The organism is Allobosea sp. 2KB_26 (assembly GCF_052115715.1).
Classification (GTDB): Bacteria; Pseudomonadota; Alphaproteobacteria; order Rhizobiales; family Beijerinckiaceae; genus Allobosea.
The window spans coordinates 229,228-248,897 of record NZ_JBFRHE010000002.1 but is presented as its reverse complement, the minus strand read 5'-3'; the positions used below and the strand labels follow the sequence as shown (position 1 = coordinate 248,897).

The following is a 19,670-nucleotide window of genomic DNA, read 5'->3' as shown; positions in this document are numbered from 1 at the left end:
GGACTGGGGACAAGCCTGAGACATCGCTGCGACCGTTGTCGCGCGAGCGCTGCTCCAATGCAGCATTGGGCGGGTGGAAGACGAAATGCGTCCCTGCCTCCGATTGGCAGGGACTTCATGAGCAAGGACCGTGCCTGGGAGGCTCGGGTCCTGCGCGCCCCAGAAACATGGCGTTTCCGGTGACCGGGGGCCGCAGACGTGCGGAGCGCGTCCCCTCAAAACATCAGGGAAGCTCCAAACGCTGGAGCGGCCCCGGCCTGCCCCAGCGCGCCTGTCCCCGTCGCCTATCCATCGCGCGCAGCCGCGTCGTCACCGACGCCTGGCGACGACGACGAAGGTCTGACACCGCCTCATCAGAGCCGGGAACCGCCGCCCCAGGGCCTCCACCCGGGCCATGCACAGGGCGTTCAACCAATCGAACCGCCGGAAGACCGGCGGCCAGAGACCGTACCAGTGCAGCTCTTCGACCACGAAGCCGTGCGCCTCGAGCAATGCAACCGCCTCGTCCTCGCGCATCAGCTTGTTGATCTCGCGCCCGGCAAGACGATTGCGAACGGGATAGACGAGCCCGACCAGGCTTGCCGGGTTGCCATGGAAATTGGCGACGAGGACGCCCCCGTCGACGAGACAATTCCTCAGGACATCGAGCACTTCCGCGCGAAGCGGGGGCTCGGCATTGAGGAAGAAGCGGAAGGCGGTGCAGACCTGCCGGTCACCGACGGCCTCTATTGCACCGGTCTGGGTCAGGTCGGCCTCGAGGAAGCGGATGTCCGGATAGCGCCCGCGCGCGAAGGCGAGCATTTCCGGCGAAATATCGACGCCGACGATGTCGTCGAAGGCCTCTTCATGCAGTTCCAGGATGCGCCCGGTCCCGCAGGCGAAGTCGAGGGACCTCGACGCGCCGCGGGCCGCCAGCCTCGCAAAGATCGCCCTGAGCAGCGGCGCTTCGACCTCGCGCCAGTTGATGGCGTAATAGCCCTCGGCAAAGGTCCTGACATAGCGCCGGCCGTAGCCTGCACCGGTCGAGCCCACCCGATAGGATTCGGATTGGGGGACTATCGACTGGCCCAGCGCACCGCCCCCGCGCGCTCCGCCCAGCGGCTCCCGCTCCCAGACCGTCGCACCGGCGGTCGAAGCATCGGGCACCAACTGCGAGCGGAACCAGTGCATCGGGACCGGAGGCACAGCCAGGGCCAGGCCAGGCCTGACCTGGAGGCGTAGGCGAAGGAAGATGGCGAGAGCCAGGTTCAAGGCGATAACTGTGACAACCGTTGCTACCGCGGCGCCGGTCAGTCCCCAGAACCGGTTCGCCACAACCGTGGCCACGATGTTCGCCCCGGCACCCACGATCAGCGTCGCGGCTGCAGCCCGTTCGTGTCCCGCCATCGTCATGAGCGTCTGCTGGGAGCCGAAAGCGGCCGCGATGACCTGACCGATCAGGAGGATGCGAAGGACGGGGGCCGCGGATTCGAAATCCGGGCCGAGCCAACTCAGCAAGGGATCGGTGAGCACCAGCAGAGGCACGGAGATCAGGATAGCTGCCATCAATGACAGCCTGGCGGAGTGGCTCAGCAGCGCCTGCAGCTGCGATCGATCACCCCCGCCCCCCAAGCGCGAGGCGAGTGGCAGGATCGATCGCCCAAAGGCCACCAGGGGACGCGTCGCCAGTGTCGCCATGCTGAGAGCAATGCCGAAGATACCGGCCTTGGTTATGCAGCCCTCAAGGCCGAGCACGATGACGCCGGCCCGGTTCAGGACGATCTCGGCGGCGACGATCATCGTGAGGGGGGCGATGGAAGACCGCCATTCGGCGGCGGCATAATTTGCCACGGCCATGCGGACTGCCCGTGGCCGGACCTCCCGCAGGGTCGGCACGAGCACCATGGCCGCCATCGCCGAACCGACGAGCGTGGAGCCCATGACGAGCGTCGCATCGCGGGGCCACAGATGGTACCATGCCGTCAGGAAGATCACGCCAAGCACGAGCCCGTTCAGGACGACACGCTCGATGGCGAGCACCGACAGAGCGCCGCCGAAACTGCGCGTCACGGAGCCGCTGATCAGGAGAAGCGTGAGCAGAGGTGTCGCGGCCAGCGCCATCAGGCCGGTCGAGATGACTTCCTGCCGAAATGTCCCAGGATACATGGTGATGAAGGTCGCTCCGACTACGGCGACGGCCATGGCGGTCGCCAGCGCCCTGCGCACCGCATACTGGATCACGCCCCGGGCGAGGCTGCTCTCCTGCCGCGCGAGATAGTCCGGCAGGAGGCGCATCAGCGAAATATTGAAGCCCAGCGTTGAGCTGTAGGCGACGACGCTGGCGCAGGCGAAGGCGAAGGCATAGATGCCGTAGCTATGGGCGCCGATGACCCTGGCGGCGAGAAACTCGACGAGGAAGGCGAGAAACGCCCCGATCAGATAGGGCAGCAGCGCACGAATACTGGGCAGCGGGATGGCCCGCTGTGAAGCCTCGTCGGCAGACGCCGCAAGCCCCATTGTCCTGATCGGCGCCGGCACCGGCATAACGGGATGAGCCGAACCGGAACGCCCTGCTGCACGGCCAGCCGGGAGTCTCGCCAGGACCTCCTCCATGGCTGCGTCCAGCGCGCTGCCGAGCGTTGCCTCGTCGTGAAAGGCAAGCGAGATCACCGGCGTCCCGTGCTCATGCAAGAGGCCGTCGGCGCGGGCGATGACGGGCGCCGCGGCGTGGCTCATTCCGAAATCCGTCTCGGGCGTCTCCGGGGGTGCATCGATACAGATGACCAGATCGGCCTTTGGCACCCGTTCGAGGGCTGCTTCCAGAGTGGCCTCGCTCAGGGCCCAGCTATGCGTGGCGAGCAGACAGACGGTTTGAACGAAGCCTTGTTCGAAGATCACGATCTGGTCCGACCGCGCCGCCTCCGACCAAGCATAGCTCAGGCTCGCATTATAGTGGCGCAGGACGCCGAACCAGGCCGCATTGGCGGGCGGCAGCATGGCGAGGATATCGAAGCCGGGCCAGAATCCGAACCTGCGGCTGAGCGGGAGGACGGCCGCCGCGCCCCATTTGCCGATGCCACGGAAGACAGGCCCGGCGGTTTTGCCCGGAGGGTCACGGGCAGGATCCCCAGTCGCGGGCCATTCGCCTTGAATGATCTCGGCTGTCTGACCGCTCTCGCGGAGCCTCTTGCACAGTTCGCTGGCAAAGCTTGCTCTGCTGGCACCGGTGGCGCCGAAAAGATCAATGATCATAGGCCAATACCCTTGCATTGAGAGGGTCGTGCCACTGCATTGGGGGCCGGGCGCACTCCGGCGTGTGGACACTCTGCTCCGGTGATTGCCGTCGTTCGGCGGCGATGGCGGCTCCGCCCTGCTGAAGCAGGGCGACCGTGCAGCACGCGGCCCCGCAGGCCTCCTACGATCGGCGTCGGTTGTTCGTCGCGCATCGGATCAACCCTGTCTTCGGCGGCCGGCTGCGGGATTGACCTCAACCGGCTACGCCTGGGGCGCGGCCAGATCATCCTTCGAATGAACGAAGCCGGCATCGATCGCGCCATGGCGGAGTCTCGGCGCCGTGGCCGGAACGGGCGGCCGGACGGCCAGGAAAAGCCGGGTCATCCTTCGTTCGGAGGATGCCGAGCACCTGGCTGGCGCGTACCAGAGACAGGCTTGGCTCGCTCGGGCGCAGCTGACTTTTGAAGCCGAAGCCCCGAGCGGGAGGAGCCCTCGTTTCTCATGCGACCCGGATGCCGACCGTGGGCGCCTCGGCTCCAGACCTCGCATGCGTCTCGATGACCGTATGGTCGCATGAAGCGAGAGCTCGGGCTCAGCGGCAACCGGGCCTCGGTGGGTACGCAGGATGCCGGCTCGGGCGCCCCGCCTGCCCTATCGTCAGCAGCGTGCCAACAGCTTCCGACGCCTGGACCGGGTGACAAGCCCCGAAGCATCCGCCGGCGAGAGGCCATCGGCGATTCAGCCTGGGAGATTGCGATGCCGGTCGTTCATATGCGTCCATTCAGTTATGATATCTGTGATCACTCCACGGCGGCCGAGGTCGAGCGCATCAAATCCGCCTATGCGAAATATGCGGAGAGGGATCGCGGAGACCCGGACAGAGAGAGACGCCCCGGACGCCTGCGCATGGTGCGCGATCGCGATGTCGCCCTGTACAGGTTGCTCGATCGGGAGGCGGCCCCTCCCCTCAAGCAATATCGCGTCCTGGACCTTGGCTGCGGGACGGGAGATCTGGTCCGCCGGCTGCAGCGCTACGGTTTTCCCAACGACCGCCTGTTCGGGATCGACCTGCTTCCGGAAGCCCTCGCGACCGCCAGACGAAAATGCCCGGAGGTATCGTTCACGGAAGCAAATGCCGAGAATGTACCGTTTCCCGACCAGCATTTCGATTTCATCCTGGTCTTCACAGTGTTCTCCTCGATTCTGAGCCCCCTCATGGCCAGGAACGTGGCGCGCGAGATCAATCGCGTCCTGACTCCGAACGGGGTGATCATCTGGTATGACATGCGTTACCCCAATCCCTGGAACCGCAATGTCAGGGCCATGACACGGCGCCATATCCAGGACCTGTTTCCCGATTTCGAGAGTGAACTGGCCTCGAAAACGCTGATTCCCCCCATTGCCTACCGTCTCGGCGCTCTCACCGATCCGCTCTATCCGGCGCTGACATTCTTCCCGGCCTTTCGATCGCACTATTTCGGCATGCTGCAACGGGCGTCCGCCGCCGTGGCAGAACCTGGAGGCACCGTGTCCTCGCCAGTGCGCCCGCCCGAACTCCAATCGCGACGGAGCGCTTCCGTCTGACGCCGATGAGCTTGTGCATGGGCTCGCGGGGAGACCGCGGGCCTCTGTCGTTCTCCGGCCTGGCGGAACTGAAGCTGCGTGGCTCCGGCACTGCACTGTCAGGGGGCCCGTGGTCGGGCCTGTACGGCGCCCCCTCCAGCGGCCTGGCTTCGCGTGAACGCAGGATGTCACGGGCGACAGCCTCGACGACAGGGCCAGTGGTCGCGGGACCTCCACCGCGGCCGGCAGCTCAGGTCACCCCAGCCAATGCCGATCCCCCGCCCCGACGCCGAAGCCGCAGCATCGGCCCGGGAACGGGATTGCGGCCTTCGGGAAAGCCGGTGAATTCACGGAGGGTTGGATCATCGGACCGGATACGGGATATCCGGCCCGACAATCTAATGGGAGAGCGCCGCATAGCCACGTGCTGCGGGCTCTTCCGCGGCAGCGCGCGACGGACGCATCCTGGCGAGGACCTCGGTGGTGATCCGATCGATCGACAGATTGCAGCTAGGGGCATCGATGCTGCTGATCCGGATCATGGGGAGCGCGCGTGCGCTGACCATGTCGGAGATCAGGTCGACATGGTCGACGTGGTCCAGGCTGCCTTGCAGATCGATCTCCAGGTAGCGCTGAAGCGGGCCGATCTTCTGCCAGCGATCCCGAAGGCGCTCCTCCAGAAGGGCGCGTGGCGCCTCGAAGCGGATGAGCAGGTCTGGTTTCGGCACGATGTCGAGCGCGCGTCCGACAGGGTCGCGGTCGGTTATGCCGCTGAGCAGGATGAGCGAGGCCACCGCCTGGACCATGCCCTGATCGAAGATCGTGATCGCATCGGAGGCTTGCGCCGCAGTCCATTCGTGATGGAGCAGGGCCAGGTGCCAATAGAGACGAATGAACCAAAGCCGGTCCTTCGGTGGCAGGAGCCTGAAGAGCTCCGCGATGCCAGCGGCCGGACCGGCGGAGCTGAGCAGCTTGGCGCTGGCCAGGCATTTGAGAATGCCGCGCCTCAGCGGATGGGCACGCACGCCGATCCGCGGATTCACGACATAGCCGAGGCCGCGCAGATGGGCGGTCAGGGCCGAGACCATCGTCGTCTTTCCGGCCCCGGACGGCCCAAACATCTCCAGGATCATCGCGAGCCTCTCCGTCTTGCCTTGGCGCCCGGTCCCGACACAGATCGGCTACAGCCCCAGCGGAATCTGGCCGTCATTGCTGCCCAGCCTCGCCGAAGCGGTGATCGAGGCAACCTTGGGAAACTAGGAAGGAGCCTTGCGAACGTCATCCTCCGTTCGAAGGATGTGGCCCAAGCCCCTGCCTGCCGGGCAGGATCGGGGCGACGCCGACACGGGAAACAATGCTCGAAGGCGAGCCCTGCCGTCGGCTCCGGCGGGCTGGCCTGGGTCGCTCTGGCGCGAGCCAAGTTCCTCTTCCGTAACGGGCGGTCTCCGGCGTCAGGCCGCGAGACGCATCTTCTCCAGGCGTGAAAACACCTGCGCGACGTCCACCGCGGGGGTCGGAGGTCCGAAATAATAGCCCTGCACCTCGGTGCAACCGACCGCCATGACCGCCTCCAGCTGTTCCCGGGTTTCGACGCCCTCGGCGGTGGTCGTCATGTTCAGGCTCTGGCCGAGATGGGCGATCGAGGTGACGATGGCACGGCAATCCTCCTGCACATGCATGTCTTTGACGAAGGACCGGTCGATCTTGATTTTGTCGAAGGGGAAGCTTCTGAGGTAGCTGAGCGAGGAGAATCCGGTGCCGAAATCGTCCATGCAGGTGCGGATGCCGAAACGGCGCAACTGGTGCAGCACGGCGAGCGTCGCGTCGCTGTCCTGAAGCAGCACGGATTCGGTGATCTCCAGTTCGAGCCGGTGAGCCGGCAGCTGGCTGCCAGCCAGCGCACTGAACACGATCTGCGCGAAGTCGTCGTTGCGGAGCTGTACGGCCGAAAGATTGACCGATACCCGCGTGCCGTTTGGCCATTGCGCCGCATCGGCACAGGCGCGCCGCAGCACCCATTCTCCTATCGCCACGATGAGCCCGGTTTCCTCGGCGACCGGGATGAATTCCGCCGGCGAGATCGCCCCTCGGACCGGATGGGTCCAGCGCAGCAGCGCCTCGAAACTGACGATCTCCATCCGCTTCAGATTGACGATGGGCTGGTAGTAAACCTCCAGTTCGTTTTCCTGAAGCGCCCGACGCAGCGCATCTTCCAGCGCGCGCCGCGCGTCGATCTGCTCTTCCATGGGGGCTTCGTAGAAGCAGTAGGTTCCCCGTCCGGTGTTCTTCGCCGCATACATCGCCATGTCGGCATGGCGCAGCAGCGAATCGCAATCGCTGCCATCCTTGATGGCCATCGCGATGCCGACGCAGGTCCCGATCCTGATGTCGCGGCCGCCGATCCGGAAAGGCTGCCCCATGCGTTCGACGATTCGGGTGGCGATCCGGCGAAGCTCGTCGAGATCGGGGTATCCGCGACACAGGACAGCGAATTCATCGCCGCCGAAGCGAGAGACGATATCGCTGCCGCGGACCGCTTTCTTCAATCGGACGCTGACGGATTTCAGCAGTGCATCGCCCAGTTCGTGACCGAGCGTGTCATTGACGGTCTTGAACCGATCGAGGTCGAGATAGAGCACGGCGAAACTGCCTGACTCACCGTGATGAAGTTCGAGCGCGCGCTCCAGATGTTCGCGAAACTGAGCACGGTTGGGCAAGTCCGTCAGCGCGTCATGGTGCGCCATATAGGCGATCCGCTCCTCAGACCGTCGGCGCTCGGTCACGTCTTCGTAGGTCGCAACCCAGCCGCCATCCGGCATCGGCTGCTGCGAGACGGAGCAGACCGTGCCGGCCGCAAGCTCGAACGAGAATGTCGCCGAGCGCGGTCCAGACGCGATCGACTTTTGATGGGCAAGCAGAGCCGCGAAGCGCTCGTCGGTCACGGTTGCAAGGCTCGCCCCGGGCTTGGTGCTCTCCGCCGGCAATTCGAAAATCTGACGGTAGCGCTCATTGCAGACGATCAGGCGGTGTTCGCCGTCGACCAGCAGCAACCCTTGCGACATGTTGTTCAAGGCCGCATCGAAGCGCTGGTTCTGGGTGCGCAGTTCGATATCGCGCAGCACCAGCATCTCGTTTTGACTCTTCAGGCTGTCGTTCTTGCTGGAAATGTCCTCATTGGCCCGTTCGAGATCGCCCTTCGCGTCCTTCAGCCCGTCCGTGAGCACATGCATCTCACGATGAGCCTGCTTGAGCAGGCGGTTGCGAAAATGTAGCAGCAGAACCAGGCCAAGCGACATCAGCACGAGCGTCACGATGATGCCCGAGAAGAACCAGTGCAGGCTTAGAAGCTCACGTTGATCGCCATCGACCTGATCGCCGGAGATACGGTTTGCCGCCGCCGCAAGGCTCGACATCTTCTGGTCGAGCGGCGCCAGTCGCGCGCGGATGCGCGCGGCATTTTCCGGGTTGAGATGGTCGACCCATGGCTCGATCTCGGCCAGCGCCTGGCGAAATTCGTCGACGGTCGCGCGCCGGTCGGCACTCTGGTTGACGAACTCCTCGAACTCGCCGGAGCTGAGCAGGTTGAGGCGGTTGAGCAGGATCTGGTAGCGCAGCGCCACCTCGTCGGAATCGACCTTGCTGGAGGGAATGCTGAAGCTGGCAACGCGCTCCTGGAAGCGCTGGAGTTCGACGACGGACTGGCTTGCCAGCCAGGTTACATTGTAACGCGCCGTCTGCCGGATGAGATTCTGCTGCTCGACGATAAGACTTGATACATACAATGCAGACAAAACGAGGCCGACAAGAACGGCCCCGAGCAAGGTTTCTATCTTTCGCATCTTCAGCATGAGTTAATCCCGGCAGATTCTCCCACAGATGCTAGATAGTTGCCATTATCTACCCCGTCCCTAGCGGACAATCAACTTTGAAACCTGCCAGGCAGAGCGGCTGTAGAACTTCTGACTGCGCAACTCAGGGTTGCTATCATAGGGGTAGACGATGAACAGCGGACCCTTGTCCCGAATCGGCATGTATTCATTGTTGCGCTTAAGCGCCAGGATGACGTTGTACTTCGCGAAGTCCTCGAGCGGGATTTCTGTCGTATAGTCGTTGAGTGCGATCGCTTGAACGGTGTCGCCCTTGGCGCCGACCGATTTCATCAGTTTATCAAGAGAGATGCCCTCGAATTTCTGCGGTCCGGAGTACCACGGGGTGTTGGTCTCGATTGTCATAAGCCCCATCGCCTCGAGTGCCGCGCGATCGAACTGTGCGGTATCCCCGCTATTGGTCACAGAGATCTTTCCGGATATCGTCAGGATGACTTTGTCCGTGGGAGCGGCCAAGGTCTGGGCGCTGGCCGACCGTATCATGAGCAGACACATGGACGAGATCGCGCCCAGGGTGATTCCACGTCGCAATGTGTCTATAGACATGAGGGGCTCCCGATCGGTCCAAGCTCGAAATCCTACGAGCCGGCCATTAAAAACCTCTAAAGCGAAAATCGGTTAAATTGTTGATATATTTACACAAGGCCCCTGCGAATTTCTCTACGATTTTGATGTACTGACCCCGACCCACGTGCGACCCCTACCGCCCATGAAGGCATCTGGATGCGACATGTCACGAGCCAATAGCCTACCGAATTCAGCCCGCCTCGGAAACCACGCGGTCGAGGGCTACCTGGACAAGACCGAGCGGGCGGACATGAGGGCCGCAGCTGCGAAGAAGATCGAAGAGCTGTTCGATATTCTGCAGATCGACCACCAGAACGATCATAACACACGCGATACACCGGCGCGGGTCGCCAAGATGTTCGTCGAGGAACTTCTCCATGGCCGCTACAACCCGCCGCCGAAGATCACCGAGTTCGACAATGCCACGAGCTACGACCAGCTGATCGTCACCGGCCCGATCGATGTCCGCTCGACCTGCGCCCATCATCTGATGCCGATCTACGGCGTGGCCTTCATCGGCGTGCTGCCGTCACCGGAAGGCAAGATCATCGGCCTGTCGAAATATGACCGCATCATCCAGCATTTCGCAGCCCGCCTCCAGATCCAGGAAGAGCTGGTCAAGCAGATCGAGCAGCATATCGTCGAGATGACCAATCCCCGCGGCCTGGCGGTGAGGATCAGCGCCGTCCACATGTGCAAGACCCATCGCGGTGTTCGGGCCAGTCATGCCAGCCGCATGGTGAACAGCTCATTCTACGGCGAGTTTGCCACAAACGCGTCATACAAGGCCGAATTCATACAGGAATGCACATCCCTGGAACGCCTTTAGGACCCCAATCAATGGATAGCGTGGCAATGATGCAGGACCACAGGCCTGCGCGAACCGTTCACCGGGACGTCTATCGGTCGACCAAGACCTATGACTTCACCGAAGGCTTGTCCTGCTGCTTCCGGCAATGGCGCGCCACGCATTCGCATTGCAGCCTGGTTCACGGTTACGCGCTGTCCTTCAAATTCGTCTTCGCCACCCATGAGCTCGACGAGCGCAACTGGTGCTTCGATTTCGGCGGGATGAAGGAGATCAAGACCTGGTTGAAGCACATGTTCGACCACACGATGATCGTGGCGGCCGACGACCCGCATCTCGACGCATTCCAGGGGCTGGCCGACAAGGGCCTTGTCGACCTGCGGATCATGCCCGCGGTCGGCTGCGAGTCGACCGCCCGCTACACGTTCGACCATGTTTCGGCCTGGCTCGCCAACCAGATCGGCGAACGTGTCTGGCTAGAATCGGTCGAGGTCCGCGAACACGACGGAAACTCGGCGATCTTCGAGCGCCGTCAGGGCTGAGGGCTGCCCCGTCAGGACCGACCCGGTCTGCGAGTGCCGGGCGCGATGCCGCGCATGAGGGTGCCGCCCGCAGCCGACGCGCGGCGGAACAATTTGGCATGATCAGGCGGCGCTCCTCTCCCCCGGGGTGGTGTGACGCGGCTGGCCGGGCCGTGCGTCTCCGAGTCTCGCCCGCACAGTGCAGGCTGGAAGGGCGCCCGCACGACGACTGCGGCGCGCAACCATTTGGGCATCGGCGACTTGGATTCATCGGCTGCGATCGGCGCAAGGCGGGGGGCTGCCCGCCTCGCAACCGATCAGTTGAGACCGCCCCAATCGCTATCTGCGTACGAAGAGAGCATCGACAACGCGCACGTCGCCGGCCCCCTTTCGGATGAGAACTGGATTCAGATCGCACGCGGCCAGCAAATCCTCGAAATCGCTGGCGAGCTGCGAGAGCCTCACGGCGAGATCAACCAGCTGGCTCGTGTCGGTCCGAGGCATCAGGTTGCGGTACCCCCCCAGGATGCGATCGAGTTTGGTGCGGCGGAGCATCGTGCCGGCTTGCTCATGATTGAATGGAGCAAGAGCGACCGCTCGATCGGCAACGAGCTCGACCAGCGTGCCGCCACTCCCCAGGACAACCATTTGGCCAAATGGCGGCGCAGCCGTGAATCCAGCCATGGCCTCGACACCGTCGACGAGCTGCTCCTGCAATTCATAGCCGTCGATCGTCGCCGCGGGCAGCGCCCTGCCGACATTCTCGGCAATGGCCGTGATCGCACGGCGCAATCCATCCTCGTCGCGAATGCCCAGCACGACCCCGCCGACATTGGAGCGGTGCTGCACGTCCCGGGATGCGACCTTGACCACCATGGGAAAGCCAACCTCGCCGGTGCGGGCGACCGCTTCACCTTCGTCCTTCACCACGATCGATTTGACCAGGGGGATGCCGTAGGCGCGCAGCAGCCGGAATGACAGTTCGGCATCGAGAGCGCCCGAGCATTGCTCGATCTCGCGCCTCAGGCTGGCGACCTCCTCATTGAACGGCGCCCGCGCGCCGCTGCGCTGGCTCGCCCAGGAGCCGGCAGGCCCCGGCTTGCCGAGCGCGAGGTTGCCGACAGCGCGAAGTCCGGCGTGAAGCCCGCGCAGCAGCGGCACCCCGTGATCGGCTAGCATCGAACGAACGCCCGGATCGACATTCTCCGAGGTCGGCGAGATCACGACCAATGGCGTTTCGCTCGCCTTGCCGGCCTCGGCATAGACGCCGAGCACATTCATGTAATTCTGGAGCGTCGCCGGGTTCAGGCTCTCCTGGGTGTCCTGAAGCGCGATGACCGCACCGACATTCTCGTCACAGAGGATAGCGCGCATGGCTTCGGGTGTATTGCGGTCCTCGACATTGACCGTCGCTCCAAAATCGACCGGATTGTTTCCGGCCGTGCCCGGCAAGGCAGCACGCAGGCGGTGCGCAGTCGCTGCGCTATATGCTGCGACCGCTACGCCCTGCGCTTCCGCGACGTCGCATGCCAGGGCGGTCTGACCGCCGGAAATCCCGACAATCCCGATGCTCGCCCCACGGACCATGCGCCGCGCCACCGCCGAGCATTCGAGCGCCGCGACGAGCTCGTCATAATCCGCGACGGTCGCGATATTGGTCTCCCGGAAGAAGCTGTCATAGGCGTCGCGATCGCTGACCAGCGCACCGGTATGGGCCTGGGTTGCGGCAACGCCGACATCCGAACGGCCAACCTTGAGCACCACCAGGGACTTGCCCGCGGCATGGACGCATTCTGCAGCCTCGGCGAGCGCCCGGGGCGACTTGATGGATTCAGCGACCACGCCGATGACCCTTGTCTCATCGTCGTCCGCCAGCCAGCGCACGTAATCTGCGGCCGCGACCTGGAACTCGCTGCCGACGGTCACGACCTTTGAAAGCCCGATGACCGTCGAGTTCATCACCGAGATCGCTGCGGAGCCGGATTGGGCGATCAGCGCGACGTTGCCCGGCCTGAGGCGCAGCGACGGCCTGGATGGGTAAAGCGGGATCGAGTCGGTGAAATTGACCAACCCCATGCAGTTGGGGCCATGCACGACGATGCGGCTCTGGGCGCCGAAGGCACGAAGCGCGGTCTCCTCGTCATGCGAGAAACCGTTCGTGAAGACGATCGCCGAGCGTACCGAACTCGTTTCGAGCTCCTGCAACATTCCCGGCACATGCGCAGCGGGAATGGCGATGATCGCCAGGTCCGTCTCCTCGCGGATCTCCGCAACCGAGTTGACGGCACGCAGGCCCTCGATCTGATCGGCCTGGGGATGGATCGGGAGGATCTCCCCCGTATAGCCCCATGATTTCAGATTGCTGATGACCACGTTGCCCTGCGTGACGCGCTTTGCCGAGGCGCCGACAACGGCCACAGAGCGGGGCCGAACCATGGGTGTGACGTCGATATGCAAGGCGTTATGTCCTTCGATGGCGGTCTGCCTTCGCAGCCGCCCCTGGGCGGCTGCGGGCGCGGAGTCCGGCGGGGGTTACTGCTTGTCTTTCGGAAGCCAGGCTTCCGCCCAGTTCGGATGGGTGTTGAACGAGAAGTTGAACTGAGCGTCCAAGTTCTTGAAATTGTTCGTCACAGCCTCGAAGACGCGCGAATTCGTCAACGCAAGCTGGTTCAGATCACGCGCGATGATCTCGGCATAGGCCTTGTAGTGCGCCTTCTGCTGATCCGCCGGCGCCGAGGCCGCATTGGCCGCGACCTTGTCGAACTCGGGATTGCAGTAGCTGGTCGGATTGGCGTAGGGGACGCTGGTCTCGTTGCAGACGAAGCTGCGGTCGACGCCGAGAACCGGGTTCGAGCGTCCGGTCAGCGAGATGATCGACGCATCGAAATCATGCTGCGTATAGACCTTGTTGGTCCAGATCTGCTGATCGAGCGCGCTGAGCTTCACGTCGATGCCGAGCGCTGTCCACTGCGCCTGCACGACCTGCGCCACTGCGTCATAGGGAGCGGCCGAGATCACGGCCAACTCGAGCGCGAAGCGCTTGCCGTCCTTCAGCGGAAATCCGGCCTCGTCGAGCAATTGGGCGGCTCGCTTCGGATCATAGGCATACATCGTGTCATAGTTGACCGACGTATCGTGCAGGTTCTTGAACTGCGTCGGGATGGCGTTCTTGGCGGTCTCGGCCAGCCCCTGGTAGACATCCCTTACGATCCGCTGACGATCGATGGCGTGGAACAGCGCCTGACGGACCTTGACGTTGTTCATCGGCGAGCGCCGCAGATTGAAGTCGATGACGGCGGTCTCGGGCGCGTTGGTCACGATCGGCACGACCCGGAAGGAGCCCCGCTTCGCCGCCTGCTGTGTTGCCGGGACCTGCACAACCTCGGGCCGGAACCAGTTGACCTCGCCGTTGACGATGGCGTTGAGCCGCTGTTGGGGGTTCGGGATGAGCGCGAAGATGACCGAATCGAGATAGGGCTTGGGCGCTTCCCAGTAGTGCGGATTGCGCACGAAGGTGATCGACTGGCCGCTCACCCATTTGTCGAACTTGAACGGGCCGAGGCCCACCGGCGCGATATTGGCCGGGTGAGTGGCGATGTCCTTACCCTCGTAGATGTGCTTCGGCATCAGCGGAAACACCTCCTTGTCGAAGAGATCGAGCGTCGCGGTCAGCGGCTGCTTGAGCGTCAGGAGGAAGGTCTTGTCGTCCGGGGCCGAGGCCTTCTCGACCAGGGGCATGAGCTTGGTGAGATAGGTGTTGAACTTGCCGAAATTCTCCAGCGTGAAGACGACGTCGGCCGCGGAGAACGGCTTGCCGTCCGACCACTTCACGCCCTCGCGGAGGTTGAAGGTGTAGGTCTTGCCGTCCTCGGAAATGGTCCAGCTCTTTGCCAGGCGCGGAACGCGATTGGCTTCGCGGTCATAGGTCATCAGCCCGTCCGCCCAGACATCCGCGGCAAACAGCGCCGGGACCGAAGAGGTCATCTGGGTGTTCAGATTCGGGATCGTCGTCGAATTCAGCGCGGCGATGACCGTGCCGCCCGGGACAGGCTTGCCATCGTCCGCCTGGGCTCCGGCGGAGAGTAGAAGGCTCGACGCCCCCGCAAACAGCGAGATGACGCCCAGCCTGTGCATCGTCCACGCATCGTTCCGTTTAGCCGTGTCCATGATGTGCTCTCTCCCTTTGGCTTTTTTGGGTAGTCCTGCATCAGGTCTCGACGGGCCTGGGCGTCCTCTCCACGGCCGCCGCACCTGCCGGACGCGGTGACGCCCCGACTTCGTCCGCGCGGTGGCAGGCCGCAAAGGTTCCGGCCTGGCCGACCGGTCGCAGCGCGGGGTCGGCCGTCGCGCAGATTTCGATGGCCAAGGGGCAGCGGTGGCGGAATCGGCAACCACCCGACATGGGCTCAGGCATCTCGGCTCGCACCTGTGTCGCGCTCAGGCTGCGGATCCGGCCACGGCGCGGATCGAGCGAAAGCCGCGCGTCGAGCAACAGCTTCGTATAGGGGTGGAACGGGCGCTCGTAGATCGAGCGGCCGATCTCGACGATCCGGCCGCGATACATCACGGCGGTCCGGTCGGCGATCGACTCCATCGCCCCGAGATCGTGGCTGATCACCACGAAGCCGACATTGGTTGCCTTGTGCAGGTCGCGCATCAACTGCAGAACCTGGGCCTGGACCGACACGTCGAGACTCGACAGCGGTTCGTCGGCGATGATGATCGCCGGCCGAAGCATCATCGCCCGCGCAATCGCGATGCGCTGCTGCTGCCCGCCGGAAAGCTGGTGCGGATAGCGGTCGAGATAATGGTCCGGGGGGTTGAGCCCAACCGCGGCAAGATGGCCGGCGAGAAAGGCTCGCGTCTCGCGCGGCGTGGCAAGCTCGTGGCGCTGGACGATGTAGCCGAGCATGCGCTCGACCGTCATGCGCGGGTTCAGCGACGAGGCCGGGTCCTGAAAGACGGCCTGGACCTGGCGTCGGAAAGCCTGTCTGCCGGAAGCCCCGAGCGAAACCAGCGAGGTGCCACGAAACTGCACGTCGCCCGCCGTCGGCCGGTTCAGCATCAGGAGCAGCTTGGCGAGGGTGCTCTTGCCGGAGCCGGACTCGCCGACGATCGCCAGGGTCTCGCCCTCGTTGACATCGAGATCGACACCATCGACCGCCCGCACCGTGTTCCAGCCTGGGCCATTGGCGTTGCGGCTGGTGTAGAGCTGCTCGACGCGGGTCATTCGCATGATCGGAGCGCTCATGACTGAAGCTCCCGTGTCAGCCGGCGCGTGCTGAGTTCGATCAGGCGCCGGGAATAATCGTGCTGGGGCTGCTCGAAGAGCGTGACGGTCTCGGCGCTCTCGATCACCTTGCCCGCGCGCATCACGTAGACCCGGTCGCAAAGCTCGGCGACGACACCAAGGTCGTGCGTGATGATGGCCATCGCCATGTTGCGCTCCTTATGCAGCCGGTAGAGGGTCTGCAGGACCTGCAGCTGCACGGTCGCGTCCAGGGCTGTCGTCGGTTCGTCGGCAAAGAGAAGCTGGGGATCGCTGGCGAGCGCGATCGCGATCATCACGCGCTGGCGCATGCCGCCCGAGAGTTCATGCGGGTAGCGCCGGGCAAGATTGGCCGCGTCGGGAAGCCCCACCTCGTCCAGCAGGGTATGGACCCGAGCCTTGTCCGAGCCGCGCCCTGCATCCCGGGAGAGCGCCTCCTGGATCTGCCGGCCGATCCGCTGCGTCGGGTTGAGATAGCCGAGCGGGTCCTGGAAGATCATCGAGAAGCCGCGCCCGCGACGCAGGGCGCGCAGCTCGCTGTTGGCCATGCCGAGGATGTCGCGGCCTTCGAAGGCGAGCCTGCCGCTCAGTTCCTCGATGTTCACGTTCGGCATCAGGCGCGTCACGGCGCGCGCCATTGTGCTCTTGCCCGAACCGGATTCGCCGACGATGCCGACGCATTCGCCAGGGCGGACCTGGAAATCGACTCCGTCGATCGCCCTCACCACCTTGTGGCCAAGACGCAGATGGACCTTCAGGTCGTTTACATCGAGGAGGAGCGAGGCGCTCATTGAAGCCCTCCAATCCCGCTCGTGCTGCGCGGATCTATGACCTCGTTCAGCCCATCGGCAAAGAGATTGAGGCCGACCACGGTGATGCAGATGGCGGCGCCGGGAAACAGGCTCATCCACCAGGCGCTGTCCATGTAGTCCTGCGCGACGAAGAGCAGCCGGCCCCAGCTCACCTTGCTCGGGTCGGAGAGGCCGAGGAAGCCGAGCCCTGCCTCGATCAGGATGGCGATGCTGGCGTCGAGCGCGACCTGGACGATGATCGGCTGGATCGCGTTGGGCAGGATCTCGCGGAACATGATATGGGCCGTCGAGAGGTCGGCGACCCGAGCGGCTGCGATGAATTCGCGATCGCGAAGCTTGATGTACTGGCCGTAGACGAGGCGTGCCTCCATCGGCCAGATCGCCAGCGCCACCGCCGCGATCAGCAGCCAGAAATTCGAGCCGAACAGCGCCACGGCGCAGAGCACGAGAATGATGACCGGGAGCGTCTGGAACAGCTCCACCAGCCGCATCAGCGCCGCCTCGACCGGGCCCTGGAAATAGCCGGCCAGGATCCCGAAAGTGCCACCGATGAGCAGTGCGGCGAGCGCCGCCCCCAGCCCGACGAGCAGGGACGAGCGGCTGCCATAGACGACGAGCGAGAACACGTCCCGGCCGATATTGTCCGTGCCGAACAGGAATTGGGACGATGGCGGCGCGAGGCTGAGCTGGGTCTGCTCCAGCGGATTGTACGGTGCAATCAGCGGAGCGGCGGTCGCCACGATCACCAGGACGATGAGGATGCCTGCTCCGAGCGCGCCGTGGCGCGTTCCGAAGAGATTGGCGATATGGGCCTGCCAGCTCCCGACCGGGATACCGTTGCCGGATGCTGGTGCCGTGGCGGTTTTGCTGTCTGACATGGCTTCGACCTCACCGCATGGTTCTGATACGCGGGTCCAGCGCCGCGTAGAGGAGATCGACGATCAGGTTCATGGCGACGACGGCGACGGCCGAGAAGATCACGACGCCGACGACCGTCATGTTGTCCCTGAGCCGGATCGAGTCGACCAGCAGCAGGCCGAGGCCCGGCCAGGTGAAGACCGTTTCGAGCAGGACGGCGCCGCCGAGCGCGGAGCCGAAGGCATAGCCCGCGATCGTGACCAGTGGCAGGCTCGAATTGCGCATCACGTGGCTGCGGATGATCTGCCCGCGGCTCAAGCCCTTGGAACGGGCCGTGATGATGTAGCCCTGCGACAGCGTGTCGATGACGCTGGCGCGCATGATCCGGGCAATCCGCATGCCCTCGTGGATTCCGAAGGCGAGGACCGGCAGCGCGAGATAGCGCAGCTTTTCGAAGAGCCAGGCGATCCCATGCGTCCGGCTGATCAGGGGGCCGATGCCCTGGGTCGGAAACCAGCCGAGCCGGAGCGCGAACAGCATTACCAGCAGCTGGCCGAGCCAGAATGTCGGGATCGCGTAGGCGATCAGGGCGGTGGTGGTCCAGAACTTGTCGACACCCGGCCGACGTGTCGTTCCGGCCGCGATACCGATTGCCATGCCGAGTGGAATCGCCAGCGCGAAGCTGACCGATGCCAGCAGGATCGTCCGCGGCGCCCGCTCGAGGATAAGGTCGAGAACGCCGCGCTGGTTCTGATAGGAGAAGCCGAAATCGCCCTGCGCGACATTCAGGAGATAATTGCCGACCTGAACGAGGAAGGGGTCGTTCAGGCGATACTTCTCTTCGATCGCCTGCCGATACGCCGGCGGAACCGGGTAGTCGCCGACGAGAGCCTGCACCGGATCCCCCGGGATCATGTGCAGCATGGAGAACATCAGGATGATGATCGCCAGGAGCAGAGGGATTGCGTAGAGCGCCCGCCGGCCGACGAAGCGAAGCATCGGACCGCGCCCTCAGTTCAGCCGGAAGAATTCAGCGGCGTTGCCGTACAGCCATTTCTCGATGACCTTTTCCTTGAGCGGCAGCTGCTTGTACTGCTCGATGATGCTTTCGAAGGAGGTCCCGAACAGGTAGCGCGAGAGCCCTACCATGACCTTGTCCTGGAGGAGCGTGTTGCCGAACTGCAGGAACTGCTCCCAGCCGGAGCCGGGCTGGCTGAAATAGCGGGGATGATGGGCTGCCGTATCGACATAAAGCCGCGGGTGCCGGCGGAGCAGTCCGACCATCTCGTTCACCCAGGGCCATCCGGCGAGGCCAGCCACGATCCTGAGCTCGGGGAAATCGATAGCGACATCATCGAGATAGCGCGGATGGCCGAGATCGTAAGGCCGGTCATTGGCGTAGTTCATCGCCGTGTAGATGCGGACCGGGACGTCGAGCTCGGCGGCCTTGGCGTAGAGCGGATAGTAGCGGCGATCATTCGCGGGCACGCCGTTATAGAGCGCCGACAGGCGCAGGCCGTTTGCGCCCTCCTCCTTGACCAGCCGCTCGAATTCGCGAACCGCCCGCATGCCGTCGAAGGGGTCGAAGGTCGTGAACAGGAAGAAGCGGCCGGGATGGGCCTGGTGAATCCGGCCCGTCGCGCTGTTCTCCGCTCCAACCAGCAATCCCCGCGCGATGCCGGCGCGGTCCATGTCCTCGACCAGCCGCACGAGGCCGCCGTCGTCAGCCTCCCCCTTCGCCGGAGCCGTCTCTTTGCTCCTGAAAACATTGCCGTAATTGGCAAATCCGTAGCCTTCGGGCCGCGGCAGTGACTGAGCGAAAGGTGTTCCCGGTCGCCCTCGCGAAATGCGTTCCAGATCTGGATTCGCTTCGCTGTGAGGCAAGCTCAGTTCCATGTCGATCACGCGGCTCATTCACATTTTCTCCGTGACGAGTGCAGGCGCAGATGTCACCCGCCTTCGAATAGTGAGGACCGGCTCGCCAACGGAGTCAAGAGAGTGATTAATCTCTTCTGTAAATGTTCAATATCTTGACATTTTAGCCAATGAGCGCCAGTTTTCCTCGGAGTGAACAGGAACAGACCCAAACCTTCCATTCCAGCTCACCGAATGTGACCCGGTAAATATTCATCAACGATCGATCGAAATAATACGAACGAAACCAACTATATA

Annotated in this window: 14 protein-coding genes; 3 read left to right on the top strand and 11 right to left on the bottom strand. The window is 63.8% G+C overall.

Annotated elements, in window-relative coordinates; genetic code table 11:
* Positions 1 to 309: 309 nt before the first annotated feature.
* Positions 310 to 3,231 carry a methyltransferase domain-containing protein gene (locus tag AB4099_RS09410; RefSeq protein ID WP_441477866.1) on the bottom strand — a complete coding sequence of 974 codons (2,922 nt, stop codon included), beginning with the start codon at positions 3,229 to 3,231 and terminating at the stop codon, positions 310 to 312.
* A 738-nt stretch (positions 3,232 to 3,969) separates the two neighbouring features.
* Here AB4099_RS09410 and AB4099_RS09405 point away from each other — a divergent pair.
* Positions 3,970 to 4,797 (top strand): class I SAM-dependent methyltransferase, encoded by an 828-nt coding sequence (locus AB4099_RS09405; protein ID WP_162768467.1) that lies wholly within the window; start codon positions 3,970 to 3,972, stop codon positions 4,795 to 4,797.
* Between the two features lie 377 nt (positions 4,798 to 5,174).
* Here AB4099_RS09405 and AB4099_RS09400 read toward each other — a convergent pair whose 3' ends face one another.
* The 3 genes from AB4099_RS09400 to AB4099_RS09390 form a co-directional block, all read right to left on the bottom strand.
* Positions 5,175 to 5,909 carry a hypothetical protein gene (locus AB4099_RS09400; protein ID WP_113518664.1) on the bottom strand — a complete coding sequence of 245 codons (735 nt, stop codon included), beginning with the start codon at positions 5,907 to 5,909 and terminating at the stop codon, positions 5,175 to 5,177.
* 318 nt (positions 5,910 to 6,227) lie between these two features.
* A complete protein-coding gene (locus AB4099_RS09395; RefSeq protein WP_113518663.1) occupies positions 6,228 to 8,624 on the bottom strand; it encodes a putative bifunctional diguanylate cyclase/phosphodiesterase in 2,397 nt (798 codons plus the stop codon).
* Between the two features lie 60 nt (positions 8,625 to 8,684).
* Positions 8,685 to 9,158, bottom strand: coding sequence for a putative pterin-binding protein (locus AB4099_RS09390; RefSeq protein ID WP_441478060.1), 474 nt, complete (start codon positions 9,156 to 9,158; stop codon positions 8,685 to 8,687).
* Between the two features lie 235 nt (positions 9,159 to 9,393).
* Between AB4099_RS09390 and folE the strand changes: the two genes are divergently transcribed.
* Both folE and AB4099_RS09380 read left to right on the top strand, forming a co-directional pair.
* A complete protein-coding gene (gene folE, locus AB4099_RS09385) occupies positions 9,394 to 10,059 on the top strand; it encodes a GTP cyclohydrolase I (RefSeq protein WP_162768466.1) in 666 nt (221 codons plus the stop codon).
* A gap of 11 nt (positions 10,060 to 10,070) precedes the next feature.
* Positions 10,071 to 10,580: a 6-pyruvoyl trahydropterin synthase family protein gene (locus tag AB4099_RS09380; RefSeq protein ID WP_441477865.1), complete on the top strand. Its 510-nt coding sequence runs from the start codon at positions 10,071 to 10,073 to the stop codon at positions 10,578 to 10,580.
* A gap of 318 nt (positions 10,581 to 10,898) precedes the next feature.
* Here the strand turns inward: AB4099_RS09380 and AB4099_RS09375 are convergent, their stop codons facing one another.
* The 7 genes from AB4099_RS09375 to AB4099_RS09345 all read right to left on the bottom strand — a co-directional run bounded on the left by AB4099_RS09375 (position 10,899) and on the right by AB4099_RS09345 (position 19,412).
* Positions 10,899 to 13,016 carry an acetate--CoA ligase family protein gene (locus AB4099_RS09375; RefSeq protein ID WP_441477864.1) on the bottom strand — a complete coding sequence of 706 codons (2,118 nt, stop codon included), beginning with the start codon at positions 13,014 to 13,016 and terminating at the stop codon, positions 10,899 to 10,901.
* 75 nt (positions 13,017 to 13,091) lie between these two features.
* The gene (locus AB4099_RS09370; protein ID WP_441477863.1) at positions 13,092 to 14,726 is read right to left on the bottom strand and encodes an ABC transporter substrate-binding protein; all 1,635 of its coding nucleotides are present in this window, start codon (positions 14,724 to 14,726) and stop codon (positions 13,092 to 13,094) included.
* 40 nt (positions 14,727 to 14,766) lie between these two features.
* Positions 14,767 to 15,810 (bottom strand): oligopeptide/dipeptide ABC transporter ATP-binding protein, encoded by a 1,044-nt coding sequence (locus tag AB4099_RS09365; RefSeq protein ID WP_441477862.1) that lies wholly within the window; start codon positions 15,808 to 15,810, stop codon positions 14,767 to 14,769.
* On the bottom strand, positions 15,807 to 16,619 hold the full coding sequence (locus tag AB4099_RS09360) for an ABC transporter ATP-binding protein (protein ID WP_441477861.1): 813 nt from the start codon (positions 16,617 to 16,619) through the stop codon (positions 15,807 to 15,809). Before AB4099_RS09360 ends, AB4099_RS09365 begins: the two co-directional genes overlap by 4 nt.
* Positions 16,616 to 17,518: an ABC transporter permease gene (locus AB4099_RS09355; protein ID WP_441477860.1), complete on the bottom strand. Its 903-nt coding sequence runs from the start codon at positions 17,516 to 17,518 to the stop codon at positions 16,616 to 16,618. The genes AB4099_RS09360 and AB4099_RS09355 overlap by 4 nt, the downstream gene beginning before the upstream one ends.
* Positions 17,519 to 17,528: 10 nt before the next feature.
* A complete protein-coding gene (locus AB4099_RS09350) occupies positions 17,529 to 18,497 on the bottom strand; it encodes an ABC transporter permease (RefSeq protein WP_441477859.1) in 969 nt (322 codons plus the stop codon).
* Between the two features lie 12 nt (positions 18,498 to 18,509).
* A complete protein-coding gene (locus AB4099_RS09345) occupies positions 18,510 to 19,412 on the bottom strand; it encodes an amidohydrolase family protein (protein ID WP_441477858.1) in 903 nt (300 codons plus the stop codon).
* Between the last annotated feature and the right edge of the window lie 258 nt (positions 19,413 to 19,670).

Bases quoted from the DNA above. Each gene is read 5' to 3' on its own strand.
- AB4099_RS09410 (WP_441477866.1), bottom strand. From the start codon at position 3,231: ATGATCATTGATCTTTTCGGCGCCACCGGTGCCAGCAGAGCAAGCTTT.
- AB4099_RS09360 (WP_441477861.1), bottom strand. From the start codon at position 16,619: ATGAGCGCCTCGCTCCTCCTCGATGTAAACGACCTGAAGGTCCATCTG.
- AB4099_RS09390 (WP_441478060.1), bottom strand. From the start codon at position 9,158: ATGTGTCTGCTCATGATACGGTCGGCCAGCGCCCAGACCTTGGCCGCT.
- AB4099_RS09355 (WP_441477860.1), bottom strand. From the start codon at position 17,518: ATGTCAGACAGCAAAACCGCCACGGCACCAGCATCCGGCAACGGTATC.
- AB4099_RS09365 (WP_441477862.1), bottom strand. From the start codon at position 15,810: ATGAGCGCTCCGATCATGCGAATGACCCGCGTCGAGCAGCTCTACACC.
- AB4099_RS09370 (WP_441477863.1), bottom strand. From the start codon at position 14,726: ATGGACACGGCTAAACGGAACGATGCGTGGACGATGCACAGGCTGGGC.
- folE (WP_162768466.1), top strand. From the start codon at position 9,394: ATGTCACGAGCCAATAGCCTACCGAATTCAGCCCGCCTCGGAAACCAC.
- AB4099_RS09380 (WP_441477865.1), top strand. From the start codon at position 10,071: ATGGATAGCGTGGCAATGATGCAGGACCACAGGCCTGCGCGAACCGTT.
- AB4099_RS09345 (WP_441477858.1), bottom strand. From the start codon at position 19,412: ATGAGCCGCGTGATCGACATGGAACTGAGCTTGCCTCACAGCGAAGCG.
- AB4099_RS09400 (WP_113518664.1), bottom strand. From the start codon at position 5,909: ATGATCCTGGAGATGTTTGGGCCGTCCGGGGCCGGAAAGACGACGATG.
- AB4099_RS09405 (WP_162768467.1), top strand. From the start codon at position 3,970: ATGCCGGTCGTTCATATGCGTCCATTCAGTTATGATATCTGTGATCAC.
- AB4099_RS09395 (WP_113518663.1), bottom strand. From the start codon at position 8,624: ATGCTGAAGATGCGAAAGATAGAAACCTTGCTCGGGGCCGTTCTTGTC.
- AB4099_RS09350 (WP_441477859.1), bottom strand. From the start codon at position 18,497: ATGCTTCGCTTCGTCGGCCGGCGGGCGCTCTACGCAATCCCTCTGCTC.